Source organism: Streptomyces sp. NPDC002623 (genome assembly GCF_053592635.1).
The window spans coordinates 46,376-60,560 of the sequence record NZ_JBSFWB010000049.1; the positions used below are offsets into that span (position 1 = coordinate 46,376).

A 14,185-nucleotide genomic window follows, 5' to 3' on the forward strand; every position below is an offset into this window, starting at 1 on the left:
GAGGACGCACTCACCCAGGACAGGAACGAGCGATCATGAACCGCAACTCATCCCCGCTTCGCCGAGCCGTACTCGCCGCCGCCGTCGCCTGTGCGCTGGGGACGACGGCCTGCTCGTCGACCGGCGCCGAAGCCACCGGATCGACGGCAGGAGGCTCCTCCGCAGGAGGCAAGGCGCCCGCCGCCGCCACGGCCGCCGTGCAGGCCGCCGTCAAGGGAATCGACGGGCCGGTCCCCACCACCGGACCGAGCGCGGTCCGGGGCAGGAACGTCTGGATCGTGTCCGCGTTCGAGCAGGTGCCCAACATCGCGGTCATGACGAAGAGCCTGAAGGAAGCCGGGCAGGCCCTCGGCTGGAAGGTGTCGGTCTGCGACGGACGCAACAACGCGGGCGGAGCCTGGGCCGCGTGTGTGCGTCAGGCCGTCGCCGCGAAGGCGTCGGGCATCATCCTCGACGCGGTCGACTGCGCCCCGGTGAAGGCGGCGCTGGCCGAGGCCAGGAGCGCCGGAACGAAGATCGTCGGGATGTCGGCCTTCGACTGCAGCGATCCTCAGCAGGGCGGGGGCGCGTCGATGTTCGACGGCAACGCGACGTTCGCCTCCACCGTGCCGTCCACCGCGGAGTTCCTGCGGCAGCAGGGCAGGCTGCGGGCGGACTGGATCATCGCGCAGTCCAAGGGCAGGGCCAAGGTGGTGCATGTGCGCTTCCGCGGGGTGGCCCTGGGCGAGTACCTCGCCGAGGGCTTCACCGAGGAGATCGCGACCTGTAAGGGGTGCAGCGTGGTCGGCACCGTGGACATCACCCCCGAGGACGTCCCGCAGATCCGGCAGAAGTTCGAGTCCGCGCTGCTGAAGGCCCCGCAGGCCGACGCGGTGGCGGTCGACGAGGACTTCATCGTGACCGGGGGGATCCAGCAGGCGCTGGCGACGGCGAACCGGCCCGGGCTGATCGCCGCCGGCGGGGAGTGCTCGCAGGACACCCTGTCCGCGCTGCGCACGGGCAGAGGCGTGCAGATGTGCATCGGGTCCTCGCTCGGCCGGCTGGCGTACTCCGCGGCCGACGCGCTGAACCGGGTCTTCGCCGGCGCACAGCCGGCCTCCTCGGGCCTGGGGTGGTCGCTCGTCACGAAGGACCACAACCTGCCGGCCGAGGGAGCGTTGTTCGAGAGCGCCACGGACTACCGGGCCGGGTACCGGGCGGTGTGGGGCGCCTCCGCGTCCTGAGCTCGAGGGTGCAGTTGGCGCCGGAGCAGACGCTCATCTCATCCGCTCAGGTGAGAGGGCCCAGTCGGCATGACGCCGGCTGGGCCCTCGTAGATCCGGGATGCCGCGACTGCGGAGGCGATCGGTCAGCCGTGACCGCTGTCCGTCACGAGAGAGTCACCTCAAGATCGGGGGCCTGTCCCTGGTTGTGCTCACGGAGCGCCAGGCTCCGTCGACTATCCGAAGCTGCCGTCCCCGAGGGCCACAGCCGTGTAGACCCCGGCTGGGCCGAACCCGATGAGGTCCGCACGTCCGTCGCCGGTGATGTCGGCCACGAGGCGGGGATGCTGAGCGTTCCGCCAGCCCTGGTCGAATCCGAGGTCCGTGACGACGCGCTGCGAAGTCCCGAAGGTGCCGTTGCCGAGCGCGTTGGCCGTCCAGACCCCGTCGGTGCCGAACCCGACGATGTCGCCGCGCCGGTCTCCGGTGATGTCGGCCACGAATTTTGGCCGGTCACCACGCCAGCCTGCTCCCGCCCCGAAGTCGTTGCTGGCGACTCTGAAGTCGGCGAATGTGCCGTCTCCATTGGATACCGCGACGTACGACTGAGGCTCGGTCTGGCCGAATGCGACGATGTCGGCGCGGCCGTCGCCGGTGACGTCGGTCACCGCGTCCATGAGCTGGAATGCCGATGTCGCGTTCGTTTGCGCGCGCCGCGACGCGGCGTAAGTTCCGTCAACCCTCGGACTGGCCGACACGATGTGCGCTGACGTGTCGAACTTGACCGCCAGGATCTCCGCGCGTCCGTCGCCGGTGACATCGACGACCCGGAAGTTGCTGAACGTGCTGATGACGGTGGTGAACTCGGTGGTGGCGAGTATGGGCGCGGCGAACCCGCCGTTTCCCTGCGCCAAGGCGATGTCCACCCGGCGATCGCTGATGCCGATGAGATCGGTACGGCCGTCCCCGTTGACGTCTCCGGTGAAGAACTCGCTGGGCAGCCTCGTGTTCGCCCCGAAGGCGTCCAGCGCGAACTGGGCCGGGCCGAATGTGCCGTCCCCACGGGAGATGGCCGTGTAGACCCCGTCGTCGCCGATGGCGATGATGTCCGCGCGCCCGTCACCGGTGACGTCGGTGACGAAGCGGGGATGCCGACCGACCCGCCAGCCGTTGCCGTATCCGAGACCGGCGGTACCGCCCGCGAGCGCGAATGTGCCGTCCCCGCGAGCCACGGCGGTCTGGACCTCGGTGTCACCGAAACCGACGATGTCCGCGCGCCCGTCACCGGTGATGTCGGCCATGAATCGCGGATGGCGATCGACCCGCCAACTGTTGGCGAGCCCGAACCCGGCAAGCACGAATCGCGCATTCGGCAGTACGGACGCAGTTGCGCCCGCAGCGCGTTGGGCGTCGCCCTTGGCAACAGCCGAATCGGCGTGTGCGGGTGACAACACCCCCAACACCGCACTGCCCACCGCGACCGCCGCCCCCAACACCCTCACAAGACGATGTCTCATTTTTTCCCCCTACTGATCGCCACCATGGCGCGTGATGACGACTATTTCGCGCCGGCGCTCACCCGGTCACTGCGGTCCGCCATCCACTTGGGGTATGGCCTGCCACACCCCGGACGTGATCCGCGTCATGGGGGCGGGCGGAGAGAATCAAGGGTGGATGGTGATGGCCCATCAGGCGTTGAGGTAGGCGAGAACGGCGAGCACCCGGCGGTGCTGGGCGTCGTCGGGCGGGAGACCGAGCTTCGCGAAGACATTGCCGATGTGCTTCTCCACCGCGCTGCCGGAGAGCACCAGCCGCCGGGCAATGGCCGAGTTGGAATGGCCCTCGGCCATCAGGGCCAGCAACTGCCGTTCACGCGCGGTCAGTACGCCCAGCGGGTCGTCCCGGCGCTGTACGGCCAGTAACCGGGCGACGACCTGAGGGTCGAGCACCGTCGCACCACGGGCGACCCGGTACAGGGCGTCCAGGAACTCCTCGACCTTGGCGACCCGGTCCTTCAGCAGATAGCCGACGGCACCGAAACCATCCGCGAGCAGATCAGATGCGTAGGACACCTCCACATACTGGCTGAGCACCAGCATCGGAGAGCCGGGCAACTGTCCGCGGGCGGTGATCGCCGCCCGCAGGCCCTCGTCCGTATGCGTCGGCGGCATCCGCACATCGACGACCGACACGTCCGGGCGGTGCGCGAGCACCGCCTCGACCAGGGCTGGGCCGTCACCCACCGCCGCCACGACCTCGTGGCCGTCCTCGGCGAGCAGGCGGACCAGGCCCTCGCGCAGCAGCACCGCGTCATCGGCGACGACGATCCGCAGTGGATCCCGGGCCGCAGGAGCCGAGTGCGCGCCAGGCGGTGTGTCAGGCCTTGTCCCGCCCGAGGTCAGCGACATGGCAGCTCCGCGGTGACCGTCGTCGGACCGTACTCGGGACTGCTGATCCGCAGGCGGCCGCCGACCGCCTGCACCCGGTCGGCCAACCCCTGCAGTCCGTGTCCTTTCGCGGAGGTCGCTCCGCCCACCCCGTCGTCCGTCACCCACACCCGCAGAACTCCCTCGGCACGGCGCATTCCGACCATGCACCGGCGGGCGTGGCTGTGCTTGGCCACGTTCGTCAGCGCCTCGGCGACCACGAAATACGCGGCCGTCTCGACGGCGTCGTCCAGCCGACGGCCGATGGGACCGACGTCGAGTTCGGCGGCGACGACGCAGCGCGCGGCCAAGGCGGTGAGCGCCTCCCGCAGCCCTCGGTCGGCGAGGATCGGCGGGGCGATGCCTCGTGACAGAGCGCGCAGCTCGTCCAGCGCCTGCTGAGTCTGGACGACCGCATCGGCGAGTGCGACCCGGACGAGTTCCGGATCACGGTCGAAGTGATGCTGGGCGCGGCCCAGTTCCATCGCCAGCCGGACCAGCTGCTGTTGGGGCCCGTCGTGGATGTCACGTTCGAGCCGGCGCAGGGCGGTGGCCTCGGCCGTCACCGCTGCGACGGCCTGCGCGCGGGCGGTGTCGCGCTCCTGCTCCGGACCGCTGATCCTGCGACGCAACGCGGACATGTCGGAAAGCAGCGCCTGCCCAAGACCAGCCTGGGCGGCGACGCACACCCGGGTCATCAGCGGCAGGGTGGACAGCAGCAGCACAGCGAGCGTGATCGCGAAGGCGAGCCGCTCGGCCGGCGACGTCAGCCCCAGGCTCAGGGAGAAGTGGGACCGGTTGCTGCCCGCGTACAGGGTCAGGGTCATCGGTCGTCGCTGCGACCCAGGCGCGAACTGGCTGCGCAGGGGGTATGTGGCCGTCGCGACTCCCACGAACCACCACAACACCGTCACCACCGAGGTGACCAGGACGACGGGGAGCACCAGCACCGCGTGCGCCAGGTCGAGCCACAGCCCCGGATCAGCCGTATCCGCCGTCTCCTTCGACCTCGGCCGCCGGCCCGCGCCCTGTGCCCCGCCCGTCCGGAAGCGCACCTTGCCGATCCGCCACCACTCCAGATCGCCGGGCCACCGCGCCAGCGCCAGCGCCCGGGTGGTGACGGGCGCCCCGCTCGGCAACAACGAACCGACCGTTGCGACGCACAGGCCGCCGACCACCAGCAGCAGACCGACAACGGCGCTCAACGGCGCGGTAAGGAGAAACAGCGATTCCACGAGCGTGCGACGCCCGACGCGAACGATGAACCCGGCGCTCCGCCGCCACCGACCCGTGACCGCGGAAGGCAGCGACTCAACCATTCCACCAGCATAATGTCGTTCCACCCAAGCGTTCCCGACACCCGTCGGCATCAGTGCCGTGTACGGGGGTCCCGCAGGACGCGATCGGACAACTCTCCCGCTTTTGGGCGGACTTCTACGACTCGCGGTCACGCCGTCATGGACTCCACACGGCGCATCACCTCGCGGCAGAACGCGCCCACCGCGCGCGGGTCGTCCGTGAACTGCGAGGGCTTGATGCAGAAGGTCGTGAAGCCCTGTGCCAGTTGCCGGGGGATCGGCTCCAGAGCCTGCGCGAGGTCGGCGCAGGAGGTGTCGTCGGGGAAGACAGCGCGGGTGCCGCCGATCATCTCCAGCTCGGCGATGTCCCGCCCCGCGGCGGCCATCGCCTCCTTGAGCCGCTGCATCTCCGCGGGCTGCACCTGCCCGAGCGGGTTGAAGGCGTGGCCGTACCGGACGATCCGGCGGACCATCGCCTCGTGCATGCCCGCCCCGCCGAAGCACAGCCGGGGCCCGCTCGGGCGATGGGCCTTGGGCTCGAAGTAGACGTCCTGGAAGCTGTAGTGCTCGCTGTGATGGGACACCGGGGACGGCCCCCACAGCTTCGCCCAGATCTCCAGGTGCTCGTCGAGGAGCTTGCCGCGCCGGGTGAACGGGACGCCGAGGGCGTCGTATTCGTCGCGGCTCCAGCTGACGTTGGGCAGCACCATCAGCCGGCCCTCGCAGAGGAGATCGAGGGTGCCGAGCTCGCGCGCCAGGAGCAGTGGGTGGCGCAGCGGTGCGATCACGGCTGACGCGGCGAGGCCCACCCGCTCGGTGACGGAGGCGATGGCGGCGAGCAGGATCAGTGAGTTGGGCCAGGGCATGGCGGGGTCCTGGTTGCCGGGCAGCGCGTAGTCGCGGGGGTTGCCCATGATGCCGTCGGCCCCGGCGTCCGGGCCGAGCACGATGTGCTCGCTGATCATCACCGAGTCGAATCCGGCGTCCTCGGCCTCGCGCGCCCAGCGGACCACGGTCGGCAGATCCGCGCGGCCGCCGGTCATGGTCCAGTTCTCGCTGAGGACGAGCTGCATACGGGGAGTGGGCATCGTGGATCCTCACAAGTAGGGGGAGCGGGTTCGGGTCCGGGTTCGGTTCAGGCGAGCGTCCGGGTCAGGCGAGGGTCACCTCGACCGGCAGTTTCTTGATGCCGTTGACGAAGTTCGAACGCACGCGGGGGACGGCGCCGGCCAGCCGGATGTCGGCGATGCGCGGGATGAGCTCCTCGAACATGATGCGGATCTCGGTGCGGGCGAGCAGGTTGCCCAGGCACAGGTGGGGGCTGCCCTTGCCGAAGGTGACGTGGTCGTTGTCGGCGCGGGCGACGTCGAAGTCGTAGGGGTTGCCGAAGACTTCCTCGTCGCGGTTGCCGGACGCGTACCACATGACGACCTTGTCGCCCTCCCGGACCTGCTTGCCGCCGAGTTCGACGTCTCGGGTGGCGGTGCGGCGGAAGTGGTAGACGGGGGAGGCCCAGCGCAGGAACTCCTCGACGGCGGTGGGGATCAGGTCGGGGTTCTCCTGGAGCCGGGCGAGCTGCTCGGGGTGCTGGAGGAGGGCCAGCATGGAGTGGGTGATGGTGTGCCGGGTGGTCTCGTTGCCGGCCACCACCAGCAGCAGGAAGTAGTTGTCGAAGTCCTGCGAGGAGAGGGGCACGCCGTCGCGCGGGGTCTCGTTGACCAGCTTGGAGACCAGGTCGGTGCCGTTCCCGCCGCGCCGCTGCCGGGCCAACTCCCGTCCGTACTCGAAGACTTCGAGCGAGGCGGGGGAGCGGAAGGGCAGATCGCGGTACTTCTCGCTCTCCGCGCTGCCGAGCAGGACGTCCGCGTAGTCGGGGTCGGTGTTGCCGATGATGCGGTTGCCCCAGTCGATCAGCTGCTGGTTGTCCTCCGGGGGGACGTCGAGGAGGCGGGCCAGGACGTTGATGGGGAAGTCGGCGGAGACGTCGGCGACGAAGTCGAAGGCGCCCTTGGCGAGGGCCGCGTCCAGGGTCTTCGCGGTGAGCCCGCGCAGGAAGTCGGCGTAGCTGTTGATCACGCTCGCGCCGAACTGGCGCTGGAGCAGGCTGCGCAGCGCGCGGTGGCGGACTCCGTCGAGCTCCAGGATCGAGGCGCGTTTCTTGATCTGGTCCTCGTCGACCTCTTCGAGGTTGACGAACTTCATGGAGGTGAAGGTCTCCGCGTCACGGTCGACGCGGGCGATGTCCGCGTGCCGGGTGACGGCCCAGAAGCCGGAGTTGGGGGCCTCCTCGGGCTGCCAGTGCACCGGGTCCTGGTGGCGCAGGGTGTGGAACATGCGCCAGGGGGTGACGCCGTCGGTGAAGTTGTCCAGGTCGGCGAGGTCGACGTCGGCGAGCCGCATGGGCTCGCTCGCGGCGGGGGTGAGGATCTCGGTCATGTGCGGTTCTCCGGAGGTCACAGGTGGTAGGCGTACTCGGTGAACTCCCAGTCGGTGACGTGCCGTTGGAAGCGTTCGACCTCGTTGCGCTTGTAGCTGAGGTAGGAGGCGGCGAAGTCCTTGCCGAGCACCTCGGCCAGTGCGGTGTCCGCCTCCAGCGCGTCGAGGGCGGCGGCCAGGGTGGTGGGCAGCACGGCGGCCCGCGACGGGTCGTAGCCGTAGCCCTCCAGCGGGGCCGGGGGCTCCTCGCCCGCCCGGATGCCGAGCAGCGCGGCGGCGATCGTGCCCGCGATCAGCAGATACGGGTTGGCGCTCGCGTCGCCCAGCCGCATCTCGAGGCGGGCGCCGGCGCCACGCTCGGGCGGGATGCGGACCATCGCGCTGCGGTTGTCCAGGCCCCAGTCGATCAGCCAGGGGGCGAGGGTGTCCGGGCCGAAGCGTTTGTACGAGTTGATCGTCGGGTTGGCGAGGGCGGCGAGCGCGGGCGCGTGGGCGAGGACGCCGGCGATCGCGTGGCGCGCGGTGGCGGACAGCCCGTAGGGGGCCGAAGGGTCGTCGAGGGTGTTGCGAGCGCCTTCCTCGGCGGAGGCTTCGAAGGACAGGTGAAGGTGGAAGCCCGAGCCGCCGGCGTCGTTGAACGGCTTGGCCATGAAGGTGGCGAGTCGGCCCTCCTTGCGGGCCAGCTCCTTGACGGCCGCCTTGAAACGGAACGCGCGGTCCGCGGCCGACAGGGCCTCGGAGTGGGTCAGATTGATCTCGAACTGGCCGCCGTCGAACTCGTGGTTGCCGGTGGTGGCGCCGATGCGGAGATCGCGCAGGGCGCGCAGGGTGCGCAGGAGGTGGTTGTCGGGGTCGGCCCGCAGACCGGAGGTGTAGACGGCGCCCGTGGCGCCGGAGTAGCGCTTCCAGCCGGTCGCGGTCTCCGGACTCTCGTCGCAGAGGAAGTATTCGAGTTCCGGGCCGACGACCGGTCGCAGTCCCTGCTCGGCGCACTGGGCGAGCACCGAGCGCAGCAGGTCGCGGGGCGACTCGGGGGCGGGCGCCCCGGTCGCCGCGTCCACGGCCTCGCCGAGACAGACGGCGACCCCGGGTTCCCAGGGCAGCGCGACGAGGGTGTCGAGGTCCGGGCGGACGGTGATGTCGGGCAGGCCCGCGTCCAGGCCGCCGGGCACAGGGACGACGTCTCCCTGCGGTGAGGTGTGGTAGACGGCGCGACAGAAGGCGAGCCCGTGGTCGCAGGCCGCGGGCAGTTGGTCGAGCAGGACGTCGCGGGCGCGGTCGGTGCCGATGAGATCGGGATAGGTCACCCGGACCACGTCGATGCCCTCCGCGGCCAGCCGCTCCTGGTGCCGGCTGACGTCCGGCTTTTGAGATGCGCTCACCGATGTCTCCTCGGGGCGGATGGACGGGGGCGCCCCCCGATCCATGTTGTTTGGTGCCAAACGATAAGGAGGGGTTCGGGCGTCCACAAGGGGTGGTGTCAATAAAATTATCCAGGTGGACAGGTATTGACCAGGGGTGGGCCGCTTCCTATGTTGTTTGGAGTCAAATGAACTGGAGGCCGGCCATGAAGGTCGTCGTCGACATGAACAAGTGCCAGGACCACGGTCAGTGCGTCTTCGCCGCGCCCGACGTCTTCCACCTCGACGAGAGCGGGCGTCTGGGCTACGTCGGCGACCCCGACGACGCCCTGCGCGACGAAGTCGAGGAAGCCGCCGACGTCTGCCCCCTGCAGGCCATCCGGATCGAGGACTGAAGCCCCATGACCGAAACCGCCACCGGACGCGTCCTCGTCGCGGGCGCCTCGATGGCCGGCCTGCGCGCCGCCGAACAACTGCGTTCGGCGGGCTGGACCGGAGCGATCACGCTCGTCGGGGACGAGCCCCACATGCCCTACAACCGGCCGCCGCTCTCCAAGGAGGTCCTCGCCGGAAAGGCGCCCTTCGCCTCGCTGGCCTTCCGGCTCCGCCCGAGCGTGGCCGACGTGCAATGGCGACTGGGCACGAGGATCGCCGCTTCCAGTCTGTCGGCGCGCACCGTCGAACTCGACGACGGCGAGACCATCCCCTACGACGGCCTCGTCGTCGCCACCGGCATGCGGCCACGTCGGCTGCGCTGCCCGGGCCCCCTCGCCGGCCGTCACACGGTCCGCACCCTCGACGACGCCCAGGGCCTGCGGGAGGAGCTGGCCCGACCGGGCGCGCGCCTGGTCGTCGTGGGCGCGGGCTTCATCGGCTGCGAGGTCGCCGCCACCGCCGTCGGACTCGGCGTGGCCGAGGTGACCGTCGTCGACCCGCTCCCGCTGCCCATGGTGGGCCCGCTCGGCGAACTCGTCGCCCGCGCCCTGCTCGAGCGGCACGAGGAACGCGGAGTGCGCTTCGTGCTCGGCACGGGCGTCACCGGGTTCGAGGGCGACGACCGGGTCACGGGCGTGGCGCTCGACGACGGCACGGTCCTGCCCGCGGACGTCGTGCTGGAATCGGTCGGCTCCCTCGCGAACACCGAGTGGCTGGACGGCAACGACCTCGACCTGTCCGACGGCGTGCTCACCGACGCGGCCCTGCGCGTCGGCGGCCGGCCGGACGTCGTCGCGGTCGGCGATGTGGCCCGCTTCCCCAACGCCCGCTACGACGGCGTGCCGCGCCGCGTCGAGCACTGGTGCATCCCCACCGACACCGCCAAGCACGCGGCCAGGGCGCTGGTCGCCCACCTCGTCGGCGCCGAGGCCGACCCGGCCCCCTTCGCACCGCTGCCCGCCTTCTGGAGCGACCAGCACGACTTCCGGCTCCAGGCCTTCGGCGCGCCCGCGCTCGGCAAGGACGACGTCCGCGTCCTGGACGGCGACCCGGACGGGGACGCCCTGATCGGCTACCACCGCCACGACCGGCTGGTCGGCGTCGTCGCCCTCGGCGGTCCCGCCGCCGTGTCCGCCGCCGCCCGCTACCGCGCCGCACTGCTCGAGCAGCCCGCCCTCACCGCGTAAGGAAACCCCTGTCATGGCCAGCGTCCGTGGTTACTTCCATCCCAAGACGGCGACCGGCTCGTCGTCGCTGATCCCCTCGCCGCCCTGGCGGTACTCGGGTGACCTGCTCACCGTCGAGTACCGCACCGACCCGGCCCGGGTGCGTGAACTGCTGCCCGAGCCACTGGAGTTGGCCGACGAGGACCCCGGTGCCGTGGCCCTGATCTGGGCGGACTGGCAGTCCTGCTCGGCGTCCGGCGCGGAGCTGCTCGACCCGGTGCTCGCCCAGTACAAGGAGGCCTTCGCGGTCGTCCGCTGCACCTACCGGGGCCGGACGTACTCGCGGTGCGTGTACATCTGGGTCGACAAGGACTTCGCCATCGCCCGTGGCCTGCACCAGGGCTATCCGAAGAAGCTCGGCTCGATCCACCAGACGCGTCCGCATCCGTACGGGCCCGCTCCGCGCATCGAGGCGGGCGCCCGCTTCGGCGCGACGCTGGCCGCGGCGGACCGCCGGCTGGCGCAGACGGTGGTCACCCTGCGCGAGCCGGCCGAGTCCAACGGCTTCGTCAACGCTCATCCCATGGCCCACCACCGCTGGCTGCCGTCCATCGAGAACGGCAAGGGCCTGGCGCTGGACGAGCTGATCGAGACCGGGGCGGCGTCGTTCGAGGGCGGACAACCGTGGGTGGGCGACGCCGAGCTGGAGCTGTTCGAGGCGCCCACCGAGGAGCTGGCCCGGCTGGAGATCCGGGAGCCGATCGCCGCCTACTACCGCCAGGTCGGGGTGGTCTGGGACGGCGGACGGCTGCTGGAGTCCGGCACGTCCGAAGCGTCCGCCGAGTGACCCCCGTACGCATCACAGGACCTGGAGACCGGACATGACCGAACACACGCTCACGGTGGCCGGGGTCGCCGTCGACACCCGGCACTGGATCGGCGGCGAGCGCGTCGCCTCCGCCGAGACCTTCACCGACGTCTCGCCGATCGACGGAAGCGTCCTCGGCGAGATCGCCCGCGGCACGGCGGTGGAGGCGGCCGCGGCCGTCGCCGCCGCGAAGGCGGCCTTTCCCGCCTGGGCCGCCACCTCCCCCGCCGAGCGCGCCCGCATCCTGCACGCCGTCGCCGACGGCGTCGAGAAGCGGATCGAAGACCTCGCGATCGTCGAGACCCACGACAACGGCGCCCTGCTGCGCTCCCACCGCCGGGGTGTGATGCCCCGGGTGGCGCACAACTTCCGGTTCTTCGCGGACTGGCTGCTGAGCCTGGACCACGAGGACTTCGAGACCCGCGGTCACACCAACCGCGTCAGCTGGGATCCGGCAGGGCCCTCCGTGCTGATCACGCCGTGGAACGCGCCCCTGATGCTGGCCACCTGGAAGGTCGCCCCGGCCCTCGCCGCGGGCAACACGGTCGTCCTCAAGCCCGCCGAGTGGTCGCCGTTGACCGCCTCCCTGCTGGCCGACATCGCCGCCGCGGCCGGCCTGCCCGCCGGGGTGCTCAACGTGGTCCAGGGCTACGGTTCGGAGATCGGCGACACGCTCACCTCGCACCCGGACGTGCGCCGCATCAGCTTCACCGGCTCGGTGCCGACCGCCCGGCGCATCGCGCAGTCGGCAGCGGTCAACCTGACCCCGCTGAGCCTCGAACTCGGCGGCAAGTCACCGCTGTTGGTCTTCGCGGACGCCGACCTCGACCTCGCCGTCGACCTCGCGGTGGAGCAGTACGACAACGCCGGGCAGGTGTGTCTGGCCGCCACCCGCTTCCTGGTGGAGGAGACGATCGCCGACGAGTTCACCCGCCGGTTCGTCGAGAAGGCCGCCCGGCTGACGCAGGGCGACCCGCGCGACGAGGCCACCGACATCGGCCCGAACATCCACCCCCGCCAGCTGGAGAAGATCGACGGCTTCGTGCAGCGGGCGATCGCGGCCGGGGCGCGCGCGGTCATCGGCGGGCACCGCAAGGACGACCGGTACTACGCGCCCACCCTTCTCACCGACGTCGCCCAGGACTCCGAGATCGTCCAGGAGGAGGTGTTCGGCCCGGTCCTGACCCTGCAGACCTTCGCCACCGAGGAGGAAGCCGTCCGCCTGGCCGACGACACCCGCTTCGGACTGGCCGCCACGCTCGCCACCGGCGACCGCGAGCGCGCCGAACGCGTCACCGCACAGCTGGTGGCAGGCACGGTCTGGGTCAACTGCTTCTTCGTCCGCGATCTCCAGGCCCCCTTCGGCGGCTCCCGCCTCTCGGGCGTCGGCCGCGAGGGCGGCACCTGGAGCTTCGACTTCTACTGCGACCTGAAGAACACCGTCACCGCGCCCGAGGGGTGGACGAACCATGGGTGAGATCGTCGGAGCGGGCCTGCTCGCGCATGTGCCCACCATCGTGCTCCCGGAGGCCGACCGGCTGGAGCTGAACGAGGGCAAGGAGATCACCCTCGTCACCGGACTCCACCAGCTCCGCCGGGAGGTCTTCGAGCGGGACGACTACGACACCGTCGTGGTCCTGGACTCCCACTGGGCGACCACCGTCGAGTTCGTCGTCACCGCACAACAGCGGCGCGCGGGCCTCTTCACCTCCGAGGAACTGCCGCGGGGGATGTGCAGGATGCCGTACGACTTCCCCGGCGATCCCGAACTCGCCCACAACATCGCCTCGTTCGCCGACCGGCACGGCACCTGGATCACCCCGATCGAGGACGACTACCTGCCGGTCTACTACGCGACCACGAACCTCTGGAAGTTCCTCGGCGAGGGGCTGCCCGACCAGCGGTGGGTGACCATCGGGGTCTGCCAGACCGGCGACATGGAGGATCATCTGCGGCTCGGCCGGGCGCTGGCCGACGGCATCGCCGCCACTCCCGGCCGACGGGTCCTGCTCATCGCCTCCGGCGCGCTCTCGCACACGTTCTGGCCGTTGCGCGAGATCCGCGACCACGAGGCCAGCGACCCGGTGCACATCCGCACCCCGGAAGCCCGCGAGGCCGACCGCGAGCGCATCGCCTGGTTCAAGGAGGGCCGTCACGACAAGGTCCTCGACACCATGGACGAGTTCTGGAAGTTCAAGCCCGAGGCGAAGTTCTTCCACTATCTGATGATGGCCGGCGCCCTCGGTGAGCAGGCCTGCACCGCCAGGGCCCGCCAGTACGGCGAGTACGAGAACTCCGTCGGCACCGGCCAGGTCCACCTCTGGTTCGACCGCCCCGCCGACGGCTGGACCGGCACGGGAGCCCCCGTGACCACCGCGCCCCACCACCCGCACCGCCGATCCTAGGAAGGCCGCCATGCCCGAATACCGCCGCATCCTCGTCGACGGCGCCGTCGTCGAAACCGTCCGGGACGGGGAGGAACTCGTCGTCGGCGACGGCCGCCGCGTCAAGATCGAGGAGGCCCGTCATCTGCCGCCGGTGGTCCCCTCCAAGGTGATCGCCGTCCATCTCAACCACCGCAGCCGCGTCGACGAGTTCCGGATCGGCCTGCCCGACGCCCCGACCTACTTCCACAAGCCGACCTCCTCGCTCAACTCCCACCAGGGCGCGATCGTCCGCCCCGAGGGCTGCAAGTGGCTCAACTACGAGGGCGAGGTCGCCATCGTCATCGGCAGGACCGCGCGCAACGTCTCCCCGGCCGAGGCGGGGGAGTACATCGCCGGCTACACGATCGCCAACGACTACGGACTGCACGACTTCCGCGACACCGACGCCGGCTCCATGCTCCGGGTCAAGGGCTCCGACACCCTGTGCCCGCTCGGCCCCGGACTGGTCACCGACTGGGACTTCCACGGCAAGCGGCTGCGGACCTACGTCAACGGCGAGGTCGTGCAGGACGGCTCGACCGACGAGATGAAGTGGGACATGCACTA

General features: G+C 70.7%; 13 protein-coding genes. 7 read left to right on the forward strand and 6 right to left on the reverse strand.

Annotated elements, in window-relative coordinates; all coding sequences use genetic code 11:
• Positions 1-35 precede the first annotated feature (35 nt).
• Positions 36-1,223: a substrate-binding domain-containing protein gene (locus ACWD4O_RS43835; RefSeq protein ID WP_451288633.1), complete on the forward strand. Its 1,188-nt coding sequence runs from the start codon at positions 36-38 to the stop codon at positions 1,221-1,223.
• 215 nt (positions 1,224-1,438) lie between these two features.
• Here the strand turns inward: ACWD4O_RS43835 and ACWD4O_RS43840 are convergent, their stop codons facing one another.
• The 6 genes from ACWD4O_RS43840 to ACWD4O_RS43865 all read right to left on the reverse strand — a co-directional run bounded on the left by ACWD4O_RS43840 (position 1,439) and on the right by ACWD4O_RS43865 (position 8,744).
• Complete coding sequence (locus ACWD4O_RS43840; protein ID WP_451288634.1) at positions 1,439-2,677, reverse strand: FG-GAP repeat domain-containing protein; 1,239 nt, start codon at positions 2,675-2,677, stop codon at positions 1,439-1,441.
• A 213-nt stretch (positions 2,678-2,890) separates the two neighbouring features.
• Complete coding sequence (locus ACWD4O_RS43845; RefSeq protein WP_351919500.1) at positions 2,891-3,535, reverse strand: response regulator transcription factor; 645 nt, start codon at positions 3,533-3,535, stop codon at positions 2,891-2,893.
• A gap of 65 nt (positions 3,536-3,600) precedes the next feature.
• Entirely contained in the window at positions 3,601-4,998 is a 1,398-nt protein-coding gene (locus tag ACWD4O_RS43850; protein WP_451288635.1) for a sensor domain-containing protein, read from the reverse strand.
• A gap of 77 nt (positions 4,999-5,075) precedes the next feature.
• Positions 5,076-6,014 (reverse strand): TIGR03619 family F420-dependent LLM class oxidoreductase, encoded by a 939-nt coding sequence (locus tag ACWD4O_RS43855; RefSeq protein ID WP_451288636.1) that lies wholly within the window; start codon positions 6,012-6,014, stop codon positions 5,076-5,078.
• 64 nt (positions 6,015-6,078) lie between these two features.
• The gene (locus tag ACWD4O_RS43860; protein ID WP_451288637.1) at positions 6,079-7,362 is read right to left on the reverse strand and encodes a cytochrome P450; all 1,284 of its coding nucleotides are present in this window, start codon (positions 7,360-7,362) and stop codon (positions 6,079-6,081) included.
• 17 nt (positions 7,363-7,379) lie between these two features.
• Complete coding sequence (locus tag ACWD4O_RS43865) at positions 7,380-8,744, reverse strand: glutamine synthetase family protein (RefSeq protein ID WP_451288638.1); 1,365 nt, start codon at positions 8,742-8,744, stop codon at positions 7,380-7,382.
• Positions 8,745-8,929: 185 nt separating this feature from the next.
• On the opposite strand from ACWD4O_RS43865, the gene ACWD4O_RS43870 reads away from it, so the two are divergent.
• The 6 genes from ACWD4O_RS43870 to ACWD4O_RS43895 all read left to right on the forward strand — a co-directional run.
• Complete coding sequence (locus tag ACWD4O_RS43870; protein WP_450949348.1) at positions 8,930-9,118, forward strand: ferredoxin; 189 nt, start codon at positions 8,930-8,932, stop codon at positions 9,116-9,118.
• A 6-nt stretch (positions 9,119-9,124) separates the two neighbouring features.
• The gene (locus tag ACWD4O_RS43875; RefSeq protein ID WP_451288639.1) at positions 9,125-10,345 is read left to right on the forward strand and encodes an NAD(P)/FAD-dependent oxidoreductase; all 1,221 of its coding nucleotides are present in this window, start codon (positions 9,125-9,127) and stop codon (positions 10,343-10,345) included.
• A 13-nt stretch (positions 10,346-10,358) separates the two neighbouring features.
• A complete protein-coding gene (locus ACWD4O_RS43880; RefSeq protein WP_451288640.1) occupies positions 10,359-11,171 on the forward strand; it encodes an acetoacetate decarboxylase family protein in 813 nt (270 codons plus the stop codon).
• A 34-nt stretch (positions 11,172-11,205) separates the two neighbouring features.
• Complete coding sequence (locus ACWD4O_RS43885; RefSeq protein ID WP_451288641.1) at positions 11,206-12,669, forward strand: aldehyde dehydrogenase; 1,464 nt, start codon at positions 11,206-11,208, stop codon at positions 12,667-12,669.
• A complete protein-coding gene (locus tag ACWD4O_RS43890) occupies positions 12,662-13,597 on the forward strand; it encodes a 3,4-dihydroxyphenylacetate 2,3-dioxygenase (protein WP_451288642.1) in 936 nt (311 codons plus the stop codon). Before ACWD4O_RS43885 ends, ACWD4O_RS43890 begins: the two co-directional genes overlap by 8 nt.
• 10 nt (positions 13,598-13,607) lie before the next feature.
• Positions 13,608-14,185: fumarylacetoacetate hydrolase family protein (locus tag ACWD4O_RS43895; RefSeq protein ID WP_451288643.1), on the forward strand; the 578-nt coding region annotated here is incomplete at its 3' end.

What these genes read in the sequence shown, in the direction of transcription:
- ACWD4O_RS43880 (WP_451288640.1), top strand. Translation starts at nt 10,359, where the DNA reads ATGGCCAGCGTCCGTGGTTACTTCCATCCCAAGACGGCGACCGGCTCG.
- ACWD4O_RS43890 (WP_451288642.1), top strand. Translation starts at nt 12,662, where the DNA reads ATGGGTGAGATCGTCGGAGCGGGCCTGCTCGCGCATGTGCCCACCATC.
- ACWD4O_RS43835 (WP_451288633.1), top strand. Translation starts at nt 36, where the DNA reads ATGAACCGCAACTCATCCCCGCTTCGCCGAGCCGTACTCGCCGCCGCC.
- ACWD4O_RS43860 (WP_451288637.1), bottom strand. Translation starts at nt 7,362, where the DNA reads ATGACCGAGATCCTCACCCCCGCCGCGAGCGAGCCCATGCGGCTCGCC.
- ACWD4O_RS43875 (WP_451288639.1), top strand. Translation starts at nt 9,125, where the DNA reads ATGACCGAAACCGCCACCGGACGCGTCCTCGTCGCGGGCGCCTCGATG.
- ACWD4O_RS43885 (WP_451288641.1), top strand. Translation starts at nt 11,206, where the DNA reads ATGACCGAACACACGCTCACGGTGGCCGGGGTCGCCGTCGACACCCGG.
- ACWD4O_RS43850 (WP_451288635.1), bottom strand. Translation starts at nt 4,998, where the DNA reads ATGCCGACGGGTGTCGGGAACGCTTGGGTGGAACGACATTATGCTGGT.
- ACWD4O_RS43855 (WP_451288636.1), bottom strand. Translation starts at nt 6,014, where the DNA reads ATGCCCACTCCCCGTATGCAGCTCGTCCTCAGCGAGAACTGGACCATG.
- ACWD4O_RS43870 (WP_450949348.1), top strand. Translation starts at nt 8,930, where the DNA reads ATGAAGGTCGTCGTCGACATGAACAAGTGCCAGGACCACGGTCAGTGC.